At 66.0% G+C, this 17385-nt stretch carries 17 protein-coding genes and 1 tRNA gene; 15 read left to right on the top strand and 3 right to left on the bottom strand.

Translation table 11 applies throughout. The annotated features are described in order from the left end of the window. Positions 1 to 29 precede the first annotated feature (29 nt). From ACSFBF_RS00705 to ACSFBF_RS00715, 3 genes are all read left to right on the top strand, one after another. Complete coding sequence (locus ACSFBF_RS00705; protein WP_435464445.1) at positions 30 to 1013, top strand: FecR family protein; 984 nt, start codon at positions 30 to 32, stop codon at positions 1011 to 1013. 151 nt (positions 1014 to 1164) lie between these two features. Next, positions 1165 to 1479, top strand: coding sequence for a filamentous haemagglutinin family protein (locus ACSFBF_RS00710; protein WP_435464447.1), 315 nt, complete (start codon positions 1165 to 1167; stop codon positions 1477 to 1479). Between the two features lie 207 nt (positions 1480 to 1686). After that, positions 1687 to 2295: an RNA polymerase sigma factor gene (locus ACSFBF_RS00715; protein ID WP_435464448.1), complete on the top strand. Its 609-nt coding sequence runs from the start codon at positions 1687 to 1689 to the stop codon at positions 2293 to 2295. Between the two features lie 68 nt (positions 2296 to 2363). On the opposite strand, the gene ACSFBF_RS00720 is transcribed toward ACSFBF_RS00715, so the two are convergent. Continuing rightward, positions 2364 to 2437 (bottom strand) — tRNA-Gly (locus ACSFBF_RS00720). Between the two features lie 88 nt (positions 2438 to 2525). On the opposite strand from ACSFBF_RS00720, the gene ACSFBF_RS00725 reads away from it, so the two are divergent. After that, on the top strand, positions 2526 to 2963 hold the full coding sequence (locus tag ACSFBF_RS00725) for a hypothetical protein (protein ID WP_435464449.1): 438 nt from the start codon (positions 2526 to 2528) through the stop codon (positions 2961 to 2963). Between the two features lie 275 nt (positions 2964 to 3238). Next, the gene (locus ACSFBF_RS00730; protein WP_435464451.1) at positions 3239 to 3526 is read left to right on the top strand and encodes a hypothetical protein; all 288 of its coding nucleotides are present in this window, start codon (positions 3239 to 3241) and stop codon (positions 3524 to 3526) included. A 440-nt stretch (positions 3527 to 3966) separates the two neighbouring features. Here the strand turns inward: ACSFBF_RS00730 and ACSFBF_RS00735 are convergent, their stop codons facing one another. Next, complete coding sequence (locus ACSFBF_RS00735; protein ID WP_435464453.1) at positions 3967 to 4281, bottom strand: hypothetical protein; 315 nt, start codon at positions 4279 to 4281, stop codon at positions 3967 to 3969. A gap of 133 nt (positions 4282 to 4414) precedes the next feature. After that, complete coding sequence (locus tag ACSFBF_RS00740) at positions 4415 to 5239, bottom strand: ferritin-like domain-containing protein (RefSeq protein ID WP_435464455.1); 825 nt, start codon at positions 5237 to 5239, stop codon at positions 4415 to 4417. 262 nt (positions 5240 to 5501) lie between these two features. Here ACSFBF_RS00740 and alaS point away from each other — a divergent pair, with 262 nt between their 5' ends. The 10 genes from alaS (at position 5502) to ACSFBF_RS00790 (ending at position 17371) form a co-directional block, all read left to right on the top strand. Further along, positions 5502 to 8126, top strand: a complete 2625-nt coding sequence (gene alaS, locus ACSFBF_RS00745; RefSeq protein WP_435464456.1) for an alanine--tRNA ligase — start codon at positions 5502 to 5504, stop codon at positions 8124 to 8126. 39 nt (positions 8127 to 8165) lie between these two features. Further along, complete coding sequence (locus ACSFBF_RS00750; RefSeq protein WP_435464458.1) at positions 8166 to 9182, top strand: 2-dehydropantoate 2-reductase; 1017 nt, start codon at positions 8166 to 8168, stop codon at positions 9180 to 9182. Positions 9183 to 9235: 53 nt separating this feature from the next. Beyond that, positions 9236 to 10495, top strand: a complete 1260-nt coding sequence (locus ACSFBF_RS00755; protein WP_435464459.1) for a D-amino acid dehydrogenase — start codon at positions 9236 to 9238, stop codon at positions 10493 to 10495. A 176-nt stretch (positions 10496 to 10671) separates the two neighbouring features. Next, complete coding sequence (locus ACSFBF_RS00760; RefSeq protein ID WP_435464461.1) at positions 10672 to 11655, top strand: Bug family tripartite tricarboxylate transporter substrate binding protein; 984 nt, start codon at positions 10672 to 10674, stop codon at positions 11653 to 11655. 18 nt (positions 11656 to 11673) lie between these two features. Continuing rightward, positions 11674 to 12489: an SDR family oxidoreductase gene (locus ACSFBF_RS00765; protein WP_435464462.1), complete on the top strand. Its 816-nt coding sequence runs from the start codon at positions 11674 to 11676 to the stop codon at positions 12487 to 12489. Positions 12490 to 12515: 26 nt separating this feature from the next. After that, entirely contained in the window at positions 12516 to 13064 is a 549-nt protein-coding gene (locus ACSFBF_RS00770; protein ID WP_093073561.1) for a cupin domain-containing protein, read from the top strand. Positions 13065 to 13075: 11 nt separating this feature from the next. Continuing rightward, positions 13076 to 13936, top strand: coding sequence for an alpha/beta fold hydrolase (locus ACSFBF_RS00775; protein ID WP_435464464.1), 861 nt, complete (start codon positions 13076 to 13078; stop codon positions 13934 to 13936). 42 nt (positions 13937 to 13978) lie between these two features. After that, the gene (locus tag ACSFBF_RS00780; protein ID WP_435464465.1) at positions 13979 to 14815 is read left to right on the top strand and encodes an IclR family transcriptional regulator; all 837 of its coding nucleotides are present in this window, start codon (positions 13979 to 13981) and stop codon (positions 14813 to 14815) included. A 5-nt stretch (positions 14816 to 14820) separates the two neighbouring features. Beyond that, the gene (locus tag ACSFBF_RS00785; protein ID WP_435465864.1) at positions 14821 to 15660 is read left to right on the top strand and encodes an SDR family oxidoreductase; all 840 of its coding nucleotides are present in this window, start codon (positions 14821 to 14823) and stop codon (positions 15658 to 15660) included. Next, positions 15653 to 17371: a thiamine pyrophosphate-binding protein gene (locus tag ACSFBF_RS00790; protein ID WP_435464467.1), complete on the top strand. Its 1719-nt coding sequence runs from the start codon at positions 15653 to 15655 to the stop codon at positions 17369 to 17371. The genes ACSFBF_RS00785 and ACSFBF_RS00790 overlap by 8 nt, the downstream gene beginning before the upstream one ends. Positions 17372 to 17385 lie beyond the last annotated feature (14 nt).

Consider the following 17385-nt stretch of genomic DNA (forward strand, 5'->3'; position numbering starts at 1 on the left):
GCCGTGCAAGGACTCCCGAGAGCGATTCAATGACAAAACCCGACGATCGCAACAACCTGCCCGATGTGCACAAGGACGCGCAGGCATGGGTGCGCAAGCTCACGTCGGGGCATGTCAGTGCATGGGAAGCACAGGCATTCAAGCGCTGGCGCGATGCCGATACTTCCCATCTGGCGGCCTTCCAGGAGGCGACTCACCAATGGCAGCTGCTGGAGTCGGTGAGCGGCGGCGTGCTGGACACCAACGCGGAAGCAGCGCGCTATCACCACAAGACCCTCCATCAACCCCGCGTCGGGCGACGTGCCTTCCTGGGCGTGGCGGTCGGTGGCGCCGCGGCCGCCGGTATCGCTGCCTATTCGCCGCTGGGGCTGTGGCCCGCCGCCGATCAGTGGGAGGCCGACTACCGCACCGCCGTGGGCGAGCAGCGCGAGCTTGCGCTGGGCGACCGGGTGACCGTGTCGATGAACACCCGCACCAGCCTGCGCCGCGTCAGCGACCACGACCAGCCGGTCGGAGTGGAACTGCTGGAAGGCGAGGCAGCGGTGGAGGTTCGCGCAGACGCGCAGCCCTTCCGCGTGCTGGCAGGTGCAGGAAGGGTCATCGCCGACGTGGCGGGCTTCGAGGTCCGGTACCTCGACGAACGCATCTGCGTCACCTGCCTGCATGGCAAGGTGAGCATCGAGCATCCGGCGGGACGGCGTCAGCTGCAGGCGAGGCAACTGGCGGTGTATGACAGCCGGGCCATCAGCGAGATCGGCGCCGTCGATCCGGACAACCTGTCGCCCTGGCGCCAGGGTGAACTGGTGTTCAAGCAGACGCCACTGCCTGCGGTCCTCGCAGAGATCAATCGCTACCGCCCCGGGCGCGTGATGCTGATGGGTGATGCGATGCGCGCCAAGACCGTCACCGCGCGCATCAAGATCGCCGAGATCGACACCGCATTGCTGCAGATCCAGTACACCTTCGATCTCAGCGTGCGATCGTTTCCCGCCGGCGTGCTTGTGCTGAGTTGAGCTGATTTGCCGTTGGCCAGTCGGGGCCGAAAAAATATGGGGCCTTTTTACTGCGGGTCCGTCGGTTGGTACTCGTCTAGAAAAAACGGTCGCACACGCAACCCCGCGTGCAATCGACCCGGCTTCGACATCTACTTCGGCAGGAACTCTCATGAGCACACGCGGGTGCATCGGCAACGATCGATCAGGACACACGAAGAACATCCTCGCCTGGTCTGCCGAAGGCGACATCAATGCGGGCCGAGGCTCCAAGACCTCCGTGGCCTACACACCGTCCAAGCGCGTCTACGACGCATGGGGCAACGTCAGGCTGTCCTCCGATGTGTTGGGTACGGGCGCGGGCATCGCGACACTGGCGCCGATCCCTGAAAACTTCGTTCAGATTGCTGCGCATGGGGACCAGTTCGATCCCGCTGTGATGTCGAAGCTGTCCGAAGCCGAGCAGCGTGAGCTGCGAAAAGCCTAGTAGTTTTCCGGCCCTCTTCCTTCGCGGTTCCCTGACCATTGAGGAACTACACGGGAGCGGACTTGCCGAGCGTCCTGCCATGGCCGTTCCCAGTCCCTTTTCTGGGCCGATTCATTGCTCGCCGACGGTAGGACCAGCCGGCATCGTGGTGAGTCGACTTGCAGGGGCCTGGCCTTTGGAGAGGCGCAGTTTGATACGGAGGATTCCATGTTGGACGCGAGTACCTGGATCTGTGTAGATGCGTTTGGTAGTGCAGATGGCGAGCAGGTTGGAGAGACTGCCAGGAGTGGCACCTCAGGCATCTTGCTGCGTGACGTGCTCGTAGCGAATTACATCGTCCTGCACCATCGCTTGACTCGGCATCTGGGTTGCCCTGACCTGGCCAGCGAGTGCCTGCACGACGCCTGGTTGCGCCTTGGCGATCTGACGGTCTTCACGTCTATGCGTAGCCCTGAGGCTTACGTCTACCGGACAGCTTGCAACCTCGCGATGGATTGCCTGCGGAGCAGCCGAGCCTGGCAGTACACAAGCGACGCCGATACAGAACTCGAGCGGATCATCGATCTTTCACCCGGCCCCGAACTCATCGCCGAAGCGCGCTCAGACCTTGTTGCAGTTGATCGTGCTATGAATCGCTTGCCGCGACGACATCAGGAGATTTTGTTGGGACTGCGGGTCCATGAAATGACTCGCCAGGAGGTCGCCATCCGCCAAGGGTTGTCGTTGCGTCGGGTGGACAATGCGTTGAGCAAGGCGCTGGAGCATTGCGCCGATTACTTGAACAAGTCCTGCGCTCATTTTGAGCACGTCTCGTAGTACCGAGGGCTGAGGGGGCGCCACTCGATTCGGGGGGGCACCTGTCGCGCGTCAATCTACTTTCGGACTGGAGCGGGTGAAGGGAATCGAACCCTCGTATGAAGCTTGGGAAGCTGCCGTTCTACCATTGAACTACACCCGCGTCTGGCAAGTCGCCGACTGCATGCCTGCGAGCGACGACAGGCGGGAGTATAGATGCATGTCCTTCGACCCAGGAGCCCCAACCGAGCATGAAACTCAAGCCCACTCAATTCGCCCTTCACGTGTTCTTCGCTGCAGCAGCAGGTTCGGCCGCAGCCGGCACGATCGCTTGCGTACCAGTCCACAGCGGCGCAGGGCCGGCCCCCTGGATCCGCAGGATCTCGATCGACGAGCACTCTCGCACCGTCAACATGGACGTCGTGCGCCAGAGGACCAAGGACACGGACACCATGGGCAAGATGCGAGCCGAGTTGCTGAGCATGGATGAGACCCAGGGCGGCGAACCGGTCTACGTCTTCAATGCCATTCCCGCCGCGGGCGATGAAGTCACGAACCTCTTCAAGCTGTTCAAGGCGGGGGAGTGGCGTCTGATAAGTGCCGGGGTGACGTTCGCTGGCAAGGTGCCGGTGCTGCGGGCGGTCGAGCCGGGCATGGTCTTCAATTGCAAGCGGTCAGATATGGGGTAGTCCGGCAGCAGCTGGCGGCGCTCGAAATTTTTTTCGAGCACTGCCTCTTTCGCAGGCATCGCGTTGCAGGCCACGCCAGGCAAGGGTTTCGAGCGATGCGCACACAGTTTTCCACAACGTTGTCCCCGTCAAGAAGGAACAACGTGTCATGGCTGTGTGGTAGGGGCAAGTCAAGAGAGAAATAGGTAGCCCGAGGGTAGGCGCGCGCCGACAGACTTGAAGGCGGGCGCGGAGGAACATGATTCCACCGCACCCCTTGCGGAAAGGAGCGTGAAATGACGTTCGACTTCTTGTTTCGTCCGAATCACACCGCGTACCTCCGGCGCGCGGCGGCACTTCTGGAAGAGGCGCAAATGGCGCGCATCGAGCATCAGGCGGCGGCAGAGCATCACAGCGCCCTGGCACGGATGTACGCCGAACGCGTCAGGCGCCTCGATAACGAGCTCTATCGCCAGCCGCAGGCGGTGGCGCATGGGCTGGTGGCGGAAGGCACCGCGGAAGACCGGCCGCAGCTGTACTCGCTGGACGGAACCCGCAAGCCGGGGCTGACCTCGGCGAGCTGAAGGCAGCGGGGGCCGGGTGTGGGCTCGGTCTGTGTGGCGTCGCGCCCAAAAAAATACCCGCCGAAGCGGGTTCGAGTGACCCTGGTGGGCCGGCTCTAAGCACTGACAGAGAGCTCTTCTTTTATGCGGCCCTGTTGCGTGACAGCATCGGTATGGTCTGTGGTCGCCCCGGACGCCGGTGTCAGCCGGAAACAGGCAGTCGCCGTAGGACACTTATTAAAACGTGAACTATTTGGCAGTTTTGTACAACTGGCAGACCGCTGGCGCTCACCTGATCGGGCCCATCGGTCTGAAGTGTCGGTCCTGTCCGACAAGGCGCCGGGGCATGAGGCCCTAGATTTTGCGGACTCGCTTCGAAGTGCGAGTTCTCTGTGCGTGACAGCACTCAAGAGGTTCAACCCAGCCCTGTGCTGGGTTTTTTTTGTGCGGCGCCTTTCCCCTCAATAAAGCTCGAACCGGAAGGTCGTGGTCTGTGGCTGGCTGAGCAGCGGGGTCGCAATCTCGATCGCGTGCTCCCAGGCTTCCCGCCAGATGCGCGCGTTGGCAAGCTGCGCATCGCTCAACGAACCGGTGCCGAACTCGAGCTGTGTCAACCACGCCCGGTAGCACTTCACGAGGCGCGAAGAAGCGCCGATGCGTTGTTCGAGCAGCCGCAGGAACATGACGCGCACCTCCATCAGATCCCGTATGGAGATGCTCGTGCCCTCCAGCTGGATTGTGTAGGGGTGATCGCGGTGGGGCTTGTGATCGAACATCGGAAGGGCGCGAATGCTAGCGAAGCGCCTGTTGTGCGAAACGGAACCAGGGTTCCGGTTCTTCGCTTTGTCCGCCTGCCTTGTGCATCCGCCGCGGTCGTTGTAGACGACCCGCGCGAAGTCGATCGATCCCTCAGCGCAGGAACACGTGCTGCATGAACTGCCTGATCGGGTACTGGATCACCGCCTGCACCTTCGCCGGCAGCTCCAGCGGCCGCATCAGCATCTTGAGCGTGTTGCCCGGGCTCAGGTTCGTGCGGATGGTGCTGTTCATGTCTGCGCTCAGCTGCTGCACATAGGCCGTGTCGCTGGCGCGGCCGGGCGAGCGCGCCTTCACCACGTGGCGGATCGCGCAGTCGGCGTCCTCGCTCTTGAGTTCGAGCGTGCGGCGGCCGATGGTGCCCATCACGCGGAAGCGGCTCAGCTTTTCCTGCTCGCGGTAGCGGCGGAAGAAGCGGTAGAAGTGCTTGTAGTGGTTGACCTCGTCGGTCGCGATGCGGGTGGCCAGGTCTTGCAGCACGGGCTCGTCGGTGCTTCGGGCCATGGCGCGGTAGTAGGTGGCGGTGCCGGTCTCGACCACGCAGCGGGCGGTCATTTCGAGGGCGCGGGTCGGGGCCAGCAGTTCGACCTTGCAGTAGGTCGCGTATTCCTCAAGGAAGCCTTGGTAGGCGGTGTCCCATTCGAACTCGGGCCACACGTGGCGAACGTAGGCGCGCAGGGCCTTGCCGTGCTGCAGTTCTTCCTGCTCCCAGTGGTTCGACAGCCAATCGGTGACTTCGTCGTCGCCCCGGAAGAAGTCAACCAGGTTCTGCGTGTAGAGGTCGGAGCCGCTTTCTATGAAGGAGGCAGACGTCACCAGGTAGAAGAGATTCTCGTCCGGGCGTACCTTGTCGAGCGCGATGCGCGAGAAATCCAGGTCTTCGATCTGCCAGTGTTGTTCCGCCTCTTGGCTTGCCATGCGAACTCCTTGATCTTTTGTCCGTACAAGTACGGATGGCGCAGACCGTATTTGGTTCTCGTTTTTTGCGCCAAGACACATATTAGCCGTGGAGTCCGGATCGTGCAGTTTTCCCGGTGCGGCCCGATCCGGGCGCGGGCGCCATGGCCAAACCTATAATCGTTTGTTCAAGCAAATCAAGCAGTTAGGCCGGTTCGCCGCAGTGGGTTCGACATGAGGGTCGCCATCGCCGCGCCGCCCTCGACAGAAGACGAATCCAAAGATGAGCCAGCCCACATTCACGGTCGCGGACATCCGCAAGACCTTTCTCGATTTCTTCGCCTCCAAGGGCCACACCGTCGTGGCCTCGAGTTCGCTGGTGCCGGGCAACGACCCGACGCTCATGTTCACCAACTCGGGCATGGTCCAGTTCAAGGACGTGTTCCTCGGCGAAGACAAACGCAACTACGTGCGCGCCGCCTCGGTCCAGGCGTGTCTGCGCGCCGGCGGCAAGCACAACGACCTCGAGAACGTGGGCTACACCGCGCGCCACCACACTTTCTTCGAGATGCTCGGCAACTGGAGCTTCGGCGACTACTTCAAGCGCGAATCGCTCACCTGGGCCTTCGAGCTGCTGACCAAGGTCTACAAGCTGCCGGCCGAGAAGCTCTGGGCCACGGTCTACATCGAGGACGACGAGGCCTACGACATCTGGACCAAGGAAATCGGCCTGCCGCCAGAACGCGTCGTGCGTATCGGCGACAACAAGGGCGGGCGCTACATGTCCGACAACTTCTGGATGATGGCCGACACGGGCCCCTGCGGTCCGTGCTCCGAGATCTTCTACGACCACGGCCCCGAGATCCCCGGCGGCCCGCCCGGCAGCCCCGACGAAGACGGCGACCGCTACATCGAGATCTGGAACAACGTGTTCATGCAGTTCGACATGCAGCCCGACGGCTCGGTCAAGAAACTGCCCGCACCCTGCGTCGACACCGGCATGGGCCTTGAGCGCCTGGCCGCGATCCTGCAGCACGTGCACAGCAACTACGAAATCGACATCTTCGATGCGCTCATCAAGGCCGCCGGCCGCGAGACCGGCACGCAAGACCTGGGCAACAACTCGCTCAAGGTGATCGCCGACCACATCCGCGCCACCTCGTTCCTGGTGGCCGATGGCGTGATCCCGTCGAATGAAGGCCGTGGCTACGTGCAGCGCCGCATCATCCGTCGCGCCATTCGCCATGGCTACAAGCTGGGCCAGAAGAAGCCGTTCTTCCACAAGCTGGTGCCCGACCTCGTGAAGCTGATGGGCGACGCATATCCGAAGCTCGTGGCCGACGAGAAGCGCATCATCGACACGCTGAAGGCCGAGGAAGAACGCTTCTTCGAAACGCTGGCCAACGGCATGGAAATTCTCGACGCGGCCCTGGCCGGCGACGCCAAGGTGCTGCCGGGCGAAGTGGCCTTCAAGCTGCATGACACCTACGGCTTTCCGCTGGACCTGTCGGCCGACGTGTGCCGCGAGCGCGGCGTGAGCGTCGACGAGGCCGGCTTCAACGCCGCCATGGAAAAGCAGAAGGCCGCGGGCCGTGCCGCCGGCAAGTTCAAGATGGACCGCAACGTCGAATACGCCGGCGCGGGCAACACCTTCACCGGCTACGACCACCTCGAGGAAAGCGCCAAGGTCGTCGCGCTGTACTTCGAAGGCGCGGCCGTTCAAGAGCTGAAGGAAGGCCAGAGCGGCATCGTCGTGCTCGACACCACGCCTTTCTATTCGGAAAGCGGCGGTCAGGTCGGCGACCAGGGCGTGCTCGCTGGCGAAGGCGTGCAGTTCGGCGTGGAAGACACGCAGAAGATCAAGGCCGACGTGTTCGGCCACCACGGCACGCAGACCCAAGGCACGCTCAAGGTCGGCGACACGGTCAAGGCTGCGGTCGACACCGCCCGCCGCGCCGCCACCATGCGCAACCACTCGGTCACCCACCTGATGCACAAGGCCCTGCGCGAAGTGCTGGGCGATCACGTGCAGCAGAAGGGCTCGCTGGTCGATGCCGACAAGACGCGCTTCGACTTCGCGCACAACGCGCCCGTCACGCACGCGCAGATCCTCGAGATCGAGAAGCGCGTCAACGCCGAGATCCTCGCCAACGTGGCCACCCAGGCCCGCGTGATGGACATGGAGTCGGCCCAGAAGACCGGCGCGATGATGCTGTTCGGCGAGAAGTACGGCGAAACCGTGCGCGTGCTCGACATCGGCACCAGCCGCGAGCTGTGCGGCGGCACCCACGTGGGCCGCACGGGCGACATCGGCCTCTTCAAGATCGTCAGCGAAGGCGGCGTGGCCGCCGGCGTGCGCCGCATCGAAGCGGTCACGGGCGCCAACGCGCTGTCTTACCTGCAGGACCTCGAATCGACCGTGCACAGCGTGGCCGCCACGCTCAGGTCGCCAGCCGCTGAGCTGCAAGGCCGGCTCACGCAGGTGCTGGAGCAGGTGAGGGCGCTCGAGCGCGAAGTGGGTGCGCTCAAGGGCAAGCTCGCGTCGTCCAAGGGCGACGAGCTCGTGTCGCAGGCCGTGGACGTCAAGGGCATCAAGGTGCTGGCCGCCAAGCTCGACGGCGCCGACGCCAAGACGCTGCGCGACACCATGGACAAGCTGAAGGACAAGCTCAAGACCGCCGCCATCGTGCTGGCCGCCGTCGATGGCGACAAGGTGCAGATCGCGGCCGGCGTCACGGCAGACAGCGTGGGAAAGGTCAAGGCCGGCGAGCTGGTCAACTTCGTGGCCCAGCAGGTCGGCGGCAAGGGCGGCGGCAAGGCTGACATGGCCATGGCCGGCGGCACCAACGCGGCGGGCCTACCGGCCGCGCTGCAATCGGTGCAGGCCTGGGTCGCGGAACGCGCCTGACAGACAGATAAACACACACCCGGAACAAGCACTCCACCCATGCCAGACGCAATCCCCGGCGAAGTGCTTGTGATGGGGGCAGGCACCATCGGGTGCTTCATAGGCGGCAGCCTGGCTGCGGCCGGTGTGCCCGTTACTTTCGTCGGCCGTCCACGCGTGCTCGAAAAGCTCGCGAAGCACGGCCTGGCGCTCACCGACATGGACGGGGCAACGCACAAGCTGCCCGCTGAAAAGCTGCGCTTGTGCGAGCAGGTTCCCGTGGGCGCACGGCCGTCGCTGGTGCTCCTGTGCGTGAAGAGCGGCGCCACGGCTGCGGCGGCGGGCGAGTTGGCTTTTGCGCTGCCTGCGGGCACCACGGTGGTCTCGCTGCAGAACGGCATTTCCAACTGCGCGGCTGCATCGCAGACCGGCCCCTCGCTCAACGTGCGGGCCGGCATGGTGCCGTACAACGTGGCCGAGATCGGCCCCGGCGCCTTCCATCGCGGCACCCCCGGCCGGCTGGCCGCGGAAGACGATGCGGCGCTGCGCCCATGGCTGCCAGTGTTCGAGCGTGCCGGCGTGCCGCTCGAACTGCATGCCGACCTGCTGCCCGTGCAGTGGGGCAAGCTGATGCTCAACCTCAACAACCCCGTGAACGCGCTCTCGGGTCTGCCCCTGCGCGAAGAGCTGATGCTGCGCGGCTACCGCCGCTGCTTCGCCTCGCTGATCGATGAGGCACTGGGCATCCTCACCGTCGCGGGCATCGCGCCGGCGCAGGTCGCCGCCGTTCCGGCGCACCGGCTGGTCAGCCTGCTGCGCCTGCCCGACTGGCTGTTTCGCATCATCGCGGGGCGCATGCTGCGCATCGATGCCAAGGCCCGCTCCAGCATGGCCGATGACCTCGCGCTGGGCCGCCGCACCGAGATCGACGCGCTCAGTGGCGAGGTCGTGCGCCTTGCGCAGGAGCATGGCCTGAGCGCACCGCGCAACGCCCGCATGGTCGCGCTGCTCGATGCCTGGCCGCAACAGCCCAGGCGCTGGACGGCACGGCAATTGCAGGATGCGCTGGGCCTGTAGCGCTTAGCCTGTACCCTCGGCTGCGTCACGGCAGCTTTCAAAGGGTTGTTCTCATGCAGGTCTTGATTCTCGGCAGCGGTGTCATCGGCACCTCGGTGGCGTATTACCTGGCGCGCGCCGGGCACGAGGTGACGGTGCTGGAGCGCCAGCCGGCGCCCGCGCTTGAAACCAGCTTCGGCAATGCGGGCGAAGTGTCGCCCGGCTACTCGGCGCCGTGGGCCGGGCCCGGCGTGCCGGTCAAGGCCATCAAGTGGATGCTCATGCAGCACAGCCCCTTGGTCATCAAGCCCATGCTCGATCCGGCCATGTGGCGCTGGGGCCTGTCGATGCTGCGCAACTGCACTCAGGCGCGCTACGAGATCAACAAGGGCCGCATGGTGCGGCTCGCCGAATACAGCCGCGATTGCCTGAAGGCCCTGCGCGCCGACACCGGCATTGCCTACGACGAGCGCATGCAGGGCACGCTGCAACTCTTTCGCACACAGCAGCAGCTCGACGGCACCTCGAAAGACGTTGAAGTGCTCAAGGCTTCCGGCGTGCCGTACCAGGTGCTCGACCGTGAAGGCTGCGTGCAGTACGAGCCCGCGCTCGCGGCCGTGAAAGACAAGTTCGTCGGCGGCCTGCGCCTGCCCGGCGACGAGACCGGCGACTGCTTCAAGTTCACGCAGGCGCTGGCCAAGCTGGCAGAGGCCGAGGGCGTGAAGTTCAGGTTTGGCATCAACATCCAGGCCATCGAGCACGATGCGGCCAAGGGTGTGACGGCCGTGCGCACCGATGCCGGCAACTTCACCGCCGAGCGCTACGTGGTCGCGCTCGGCAGCTATTCGCCTGCTCTGGTCAGGCCGCTGGGCATTCGCCTGCCGGTGTATCCGGTCAAGGGCTTCTCGATCACCGTGCCCATCACCGACGCTGGCGGCGCGCCCGAATCGACGGTGATGGACGAGACCTTCAAGGTGGCGGTCACGCGCCTCGGCGACCGCATCCGCGTGGGCGGCACCGCGCAGCTTTCGGGCTTCGACCTGCAGCTCAATGAGCGCCGACGCGACACGCTCGAACACGTCGTGACCGACCTGTTCCCCAAGGGCGGCAATGTGCGCGACGCCTCCTTCTGGACCGGCCTGCGCCCCATGACGCCCGACGGTACGCCGGTGATCGGCGCCACCCGCGTTCCCAATCTGATGCTCAGCACTGGCCACGGCACCCTCGGCTGGACCATGGCCGCCGGCACCGGCCGCGTGATGGCCGACCTGATCGCGGGCAAGGCGCCCGAGATCGACATGGAAGGCCTCACCGTGGCGCGATACGGCGGCTGAAGAGCCCGAAGCTCCCACCCCGCAGGGCGGCCCGAAAAGGCCGCCCTGTTTTCGTTGGGTCACAAAAACCAGGGTTTCTACTTAGTCACGAAGTTGTCTTCCTCGGTATTCTCACGGCGTTCCATTAATAAATCGCTGTTTCTTTAGTGAAACAAAACCACGATCACACGGACCCGATGAAACAGACACGCCGCCATGCCATCGCCGCTGCCATTTCCCTGGCCGCCGCTTGCGCCACCGGACTCGCCTGGGCAGACAGCTACCCGAGCAAGCCGATCACGTTGGTCGTTGCTTATCCGGCCGGTGGCGACACCGACGCGCTGGCGCGGCTCTTCGCCGAAAAGCTCTCGACGCGCGTCGGCCAGCCCGTGGTGGTCGACAACCGCCCCGGCGCCAGCGGCATCATCGGCAGCGCCTACGTGTCGAAGGCAGCGCCCGACGGCTACACGCTGCTGCTCGCGCCCAGCACCTTCTCCATCGCGCAACTGGTGCTCAAGACCAACGGCTCGTCGGGCTACGACGTGCTGAACGGCTTCACGCCCATCGTGCAGACGGGCAGCCAGCCGCTGTTCCTGGTGGCAAGCGGTGGCAGCGGCCTTGCCGGGTTGAAGGACGCCGTGGCCGCCGCGAAGGGCGGCAAGTCGCTGAGCTACGCGAGCCCGGGCAGCGGCTCGCCGATGCACATCCTCGGCGAGATGTTCGCCCGCGCCTCGGGCACGAGCCTCGCGCACGTGCCGTACAAGGGCGTGGCGCCCGCCGTCAACGACGTGCTCGGCGGCCATGTGCCCGTTACCTTCATCACGCTAGGCCCGGTGTCGCCGTATTTCGCCAACGGCAAGCTGCGTCCGCTGGCCGTGGCCTCGGCCCAGCGCTCGCCACTCGCGCCCAACGTGCCGACGCTCGCCGAGCAGGGCTACAAGGACGTCGAGGTGACGGCCTGGAACGGCCTCTGGGGCCCGCGCAACCTCCCGCCCGAGATCGTGAAGACGCTCAACGGCCATTTCAACGAGATCCTGAAGATGCCCGAGATCGTTGCGCGCATGGCGGTGCTCGGAACCACGCCCGTGGGCGGCGATGCCGACGTGCTCGGCAAGACCAATGCCGCCGACTACACGCGCTTCGGCAAGGTCATCAAGGAGCTCGGCATCCAGGCCGACTGATCCACGCAGCTCATTCCCATGACCGAACTCAAAGCCATTCCCGATCCATCGAGCCTGCAGGCGCTGCTGGCCGAACTGCCGGCCAACCTACTGAACGGTCGCCGCATCCTCGTGACCGGCGGTGCGCGCGGCCTGGGCCTTGCCTTCGCGCAGTGCATCGCCGCGGCGGGCGCGAGCGTGGTGCTGGCAGACATTCTGGGCGAGCTGGCCGAGATCGAGGCGAAGGCGCTGCGCGAAGCGGGCCGCACCGCACACGCGCTGGCTGTAGACCTCTCGAACCCCGGCTCCATCGTGGCCTGCGCCGACGAAGCGATCCGTCTGCTCGGCGGCCTCGACGGCCTCGTCAACAACGCCGCCATCACCAACTCGGGCGGCCGCGACGCGCACCAGCTCGAAATCGACATGTGGGACCGCGTGATGAACGTCAACGTGCGCGGCAGCTGGCTCATGGGCCGCGCCTGCCGCAGCGCGCTGGCCGAAAGCGGCCGCGGCGCCATCGTCAACCTCGCGTCCGACACGGCGCTGTGGGGCGCGCCCAACCTGCTGGCCTACGCATCGAGCAAGGGCGCCGTCATCTCCATGACGCGCTCGCTGGCGCGCGAGTGGGGCGACGACAACATCACCGTCAACGCCGTGGCGCCCGGCCTCACGCTGGTCGAAGCCACCGAATACGTGCCGATGGCGCGCCACCAGAAGTACCTCGAAGGCCGCGCCATCCCGCGCGAGCAGCAAGCCGCCGACGTGTGCGGCGCGACCCTGTTCCTGCTTTCCAGCCTCGCGCGCTTCGTGACGGGCCAGCTGCTGGCCGTCAACGGCGGCTTTGCGATGCACTGAATTTTTCCGACCAAGGAGTACACCCGATGAGCGATCTGTCCGAACAGCAGAAGATCAACGAAGCCGGCACCAACAGCCTGGCGCAGCCCGAAGGCAGCAGCCTCGCGGAGTGGATGAACACCCGCATCGCGCGCTACGAAACCCGCAAGTACGACTGGGACGCGCTGAAGTTCCAGTCCGACTTCGACCCCAAGTTCCGCCGCGCGCAGATGCGCTACGTGGGCACGGGCGGCACAGGCGTCGCGAAAGACGTCAACACCGTGCCCGCCGAGCACTTCACCTTCTCCACCATGGTGATTCCCGCCGGCCACGAAGGCCCGCCGCACCTGCACACCGACGTGGAAGAAGTGTTCTTCCTGATCCGTGGCAAGCTCAAGGTGGTGATCGAGAAAGACGGCGAGCGCTTCGAGACCATCATGACTGACCGCGACCTGATCTCGGTGCCTCCCGGCGTGTACCGCGAAGAGATCAACATCGGCGACGAAGACGCGCTGATGTGCGTGATGCTCGGCGCGAAGAAGCCGGTGACACCCACCTATCCGGCCGATCACCCGCTGGCCAAGATCAAGCGCTGAGCGAGCAAGCCATGAACGACGCCATCGTTACCGACGCGCTGACGCTGCCGGCCTCCGAGCTGGCGCGGCTCGGCACCAGCTTTCCGGCCCGCAGCGTTGCGGTCGGCGGCGGTGCAGTGGTGTCGGTGCGCGAATGCGGCCAAGGCCCGGTTGTCGTGTGCCTGCATGGCATCGGTTCGGGCGCTGCGTCGTGGATCGACACCGCCGCGCTGCTGGCGCCGCAAGCCCGCGTGATCGCATGGGACGCTCCGGGCTATGGCGAATCGACGCCGCTCGAAGCCGCCGCACCGACTGCCGCCGACTACGCAACACGCCTGAGCGCCTTGCTCGATGCGCTGGCCATCGACTCGTGCGTGCTGGTCGGCCATTCGCTCGGCGCGATCACCGCCGCCTCGGCCGCACGCACCGATTCGCGCATCCGCCGCCTCGTGCTCGTCAGCCCGGCCATCGGCTACGGCACCCCGTCCCGTGCGGAGGCTCGCGCCAAGGTGCGCACCGAACGCCTCGCCACGCTCGACGAACTCGGCATCGCCGGCATGGCCGCGAAGCGCGCCGGCCGGCTCGTCTCCGACAAGGCCAGCGACCACGCCCGCCAATGGGTGCGATGGAACATGGCCCGCCTGAACGACCGCGGCTACCGCCAGGCCGTCGAGCTGCTGTGCAACGCCGACCTGCTGGCCGACCTGCCACCGCCCATGCCCGTGCGCGTGGCCTGCGGCGCGCTTGATGTGGTCACGCCGCCGGCCGCCTGCGAAGAAGTCGCGCGCCAGTGCGGCGTGCCGCTCGAATTGGTGGACGATGCGGGCCACGCTGGCTATGTGGAGCAACCGCAGGCCGTCGCCGCACTGCTGCGCGAATCGCTCGCCGGCTGACCGCAACACAAACACAAGACATCCAAGGAAGGAAAAAGAGGCATGGCCAACAACGACAACGAGACGATGGAAGAGGGCGCCGACCGCTACAACGTGCCCGCACTGGAGCGCGGCCTGCGCGTGCTGTGCGAGTTCAGCCGCGAAAGCCGCACGCTCTCCGCCCCCGAACTGGCCCGCCGCTTCGACCTGCCGCGCTCCACCGTTTTCCGCCTGCTCACCACGCTGGAGAACATGGGCTTTCTCGAACGCGCCGAGGGCGGGCGCGACTACCGCCTGGGCCTGGCCGTGCTGCGCCTGGGCTTCGAATACCTCGCCTCGCTGGAGCTCACGCAACTGGGAACGCCGCTGCTCAACCGCCTGTGCGACGAACTGCGCACGCCCTGCAACCTGGTGGTGCGCGATGGCCGCTCCATCGTCTACGTCGCCAAGGTTGCACCGCCCACGCCGTTTGCCAGCTCGGTCACCGTGGGCACGCGCCTGCCGGCCCATGCCACCGTGCTCGGCCGCATCCTGCTCGAAGACCTCACGCTGCCGCAGCTGCGCGCGCTCTACCCTGAAGACAGGCTCGAAACCTTCTCGCCGAGCACGCCCAAGACCGTGAACGAACTCTTCGACATGGTGCAGGCCGACCGCCAGCGCGGCTATGTGCTGGGCGAGGGCTTCTTCGAATCGAACATCTCCAGCATCGCCGCGCCGGTGCGCGATCACAGCGGCCACATCGTGGCGGCGCTGGGCGCCACCATCACCTCGGGCCACATCGAGGAAAGCCGTATGGACGAGATGGTGCAGCGCGTGCGCGGTACGGCCGACGAGATCTCGGGGCTGCTCAACTACTCCCCAGCGCGCGCCGCCAAGGTGGTACCGCTTCGCAGCGCATGACGGTCATGGCACAGCAGGCTTCCTCCTCCTCCTTTTTTGCAGCCAAGGCGCTGGCCGGGCGCGTGGCCGTGGTCACGGGCGGTTCGTCGGGCATTGGCCTCGCGACCGTCGAGCTGCTGCTCGGCTGCGGCGCATCGGTCGCGCTGTGCGGCCGCAATGCCGAGCGGCTCGACGACGCAGTGACTGGCCTGCACGCGAAGTACCCGAACGCCAGGCTCTTCGCCCAGTCGTGCGACGTGCTCGACGGTGCCTCGGTCCGCTCCTTCGCCGCCGCCAGTGAAGCCGCGCTCGGCCCGGCCTCGATGTTGGTCAACAACGCGGGGCAGGGCCGCGTTTCCACCTTCGCCGACACCGACGACGCGGCCTGGACCGAAGAGCTCAACCTGAAGTTCTTTTCCGTCATCAACCCCACGCGCGCCTTCCTGCCGCAGCTTGCAGCGCAGCGCACGGTGCTGGGCGATGCCTCCATCGTCTGCGCCAATTCGCTGCTGGCGCGCCAGCCCGAGCCGCACATGGTCGCCACCTCGGCCGCGCGCGCTGGCCTGCTGAACCTCGTGCGCTCCATGGCCACCGAATTCGCGCCGCAGGGCGTGCGCGTCAACGGCATCCTGATCGGCCTCGTCGAGTCGGGCCAGTGGCGCCGCCGCTTCGAAGCGCGCGAAGACAAGTCGCAAGACTGGGCCGCCTGGAGCGGCCAGCTCGCGAAGAACAAACACATCCCGCTGGGTCGCCTGGGGCTTCCGACCGAAGCCGCGCGCGCGATTCTTTTCCTCGCTTCGCCCCTCGCGTCGTACACGACGGGCAGCCACATCGACATTTCCGGAGGCCTCTCGCGCCATGCATAACCCCACGAACAACAACACAGTCACCGTCGGCGCAGTCGTCGCTGCCTTCCTCGAGCAGTGCGGCGTCAAGGCGGCCTTCGGCGTGATCTCGATCCACAACATGCCGATCCTCGACGCCTTCGCGCAACGCGGCGCGATCCGCTTCGTGCCCGCGCGCGGCGAGGCCGGTGCCGGCAACATGGCCGATGCGTACGCCCGTTCGACCGCCAGCCTGGGCGTGTGCCTCACCAGTACCGGTCCGGCCGCCGGCAACATCGCGGGCAGCATGGTCGAGGCGCTGACCGCCGGCGCGCCGCTGCTGCACATCACCGGGCAGATCGAGACGCCGTACCTCGACAAGGGCATGTCGTACATCCACGAGGCGCCCGACCAGCTCACCATGCTCAAGGCCGTGTCGAAGGCGGCCCTGCGCGTGCGCAGCGTCGAGACGGTGCTCGGCACGCTCAAGCGCGCGGTGCAGATCGCGATGACGGCGCCAACCGGCCCAGTCAGCGTGGAGATTCCGATCGACATCCAGTCCGCGCTGACGACCATGCCGGCCGACCTGTCGCCGCTGCCCATCGAACGGCCCGTGCCCTCGGCTGCCTCGCTCGACGCACTGGCTGCGCGGCTCGCGACAGCGAAGCGCCCGATGCTGTGGGTCGGCGGTGGCGCGCGCCACGCCCGTGCGGCCATCCAGCGCCTGCAGAAGCTCGGCTTCGGCGTGGTCACCACCACGCAGGGCCGTGGCACGGTGCCCGAAGACGATGCTGGCTCGCTCGGCTCGTACAACATCCACAAGCCGGTCGAGGCGCTGTATCAGCGTTGCGACGCGATGCTGGTCGTCGGCTCGCGCCTGCGCGGCAACGAAACGCTCAAGTACGAACTGAAGCTGCCGCGACCGCTGATGCGCATCGACGCCGATGCGGCCGCCGAAGGCCGGGGCTATGCCACCGACCTGTTCGTGTGCGGTGACTCCGCGCTGGCCCTCGAAGGCCTGGCCAACCGCCTCGAAGCCGCAAAGTACAAGGCCGACCCCGAACTGCTCGCCGACCTGCGCGCCGCGCACGAGCAGGCCGTGGCCTCGCTCACCGACGGCCTCGGCCCGTATGCCGAGCTTGTGAAGGCGCTGCAATCTGCCGCCGGCCGCAACTTCAACTGGGTGCGCGATGTCACGGTGTCGAACAGCACCTGGGGCAACCGCGAGCTGCGCATCTTCGAACCCAGCGCCGGCGTGCACGCCACGGGCGGCGGCATCGGGCAGGGCATGCCCATGGCCATCGGCGCGGCCATTGGCGCGGCCGAAACGGCCTCGGGCCGCAAGACCTTCTGCCTGGCCGGCGACGGCGGTTTCATCCTGAACCTCGGCGAGCTCGCAACCGCCGTGCAAGAGCAGGCCGACATGGTCATCGTGCTCATGAACGACAAGGGCTATGGCGTCATCAAGAACATCCAGGACGCGCAGTACGGCGGCCGCCGCTGCTATGCCGACCTGCACACGCCCGACTACGCGCTGCTGTGCAAGTCGCTGTCGCTGCCGCACACCCGCGTGCAGCGCATGGACGAGCTGAAGGCGAAGCTGGGCGAGGCGCTGGCGAAGAAGGGCCCGTTCCTGCTGGAGATTGACATGCTCTCCATCGGCGATTTCAAGAGCGCTTTTGCTGGTCCGCCGACCAACACCGTGACGCAGATTCCGGCGCTCGGCAAGGCTGCTGCCGCTTCGGTGGAGTGAAGGACGTGAGCGCG

The organism is Variovorax nivicola, from assembly GCF_051216475.1.
Taxonomy (GTDB): Bacteria; Pseudomonadota; Gammaproteobacteria; order Burkholderiales; family Burkholderiaceae_C; genus Variovorax.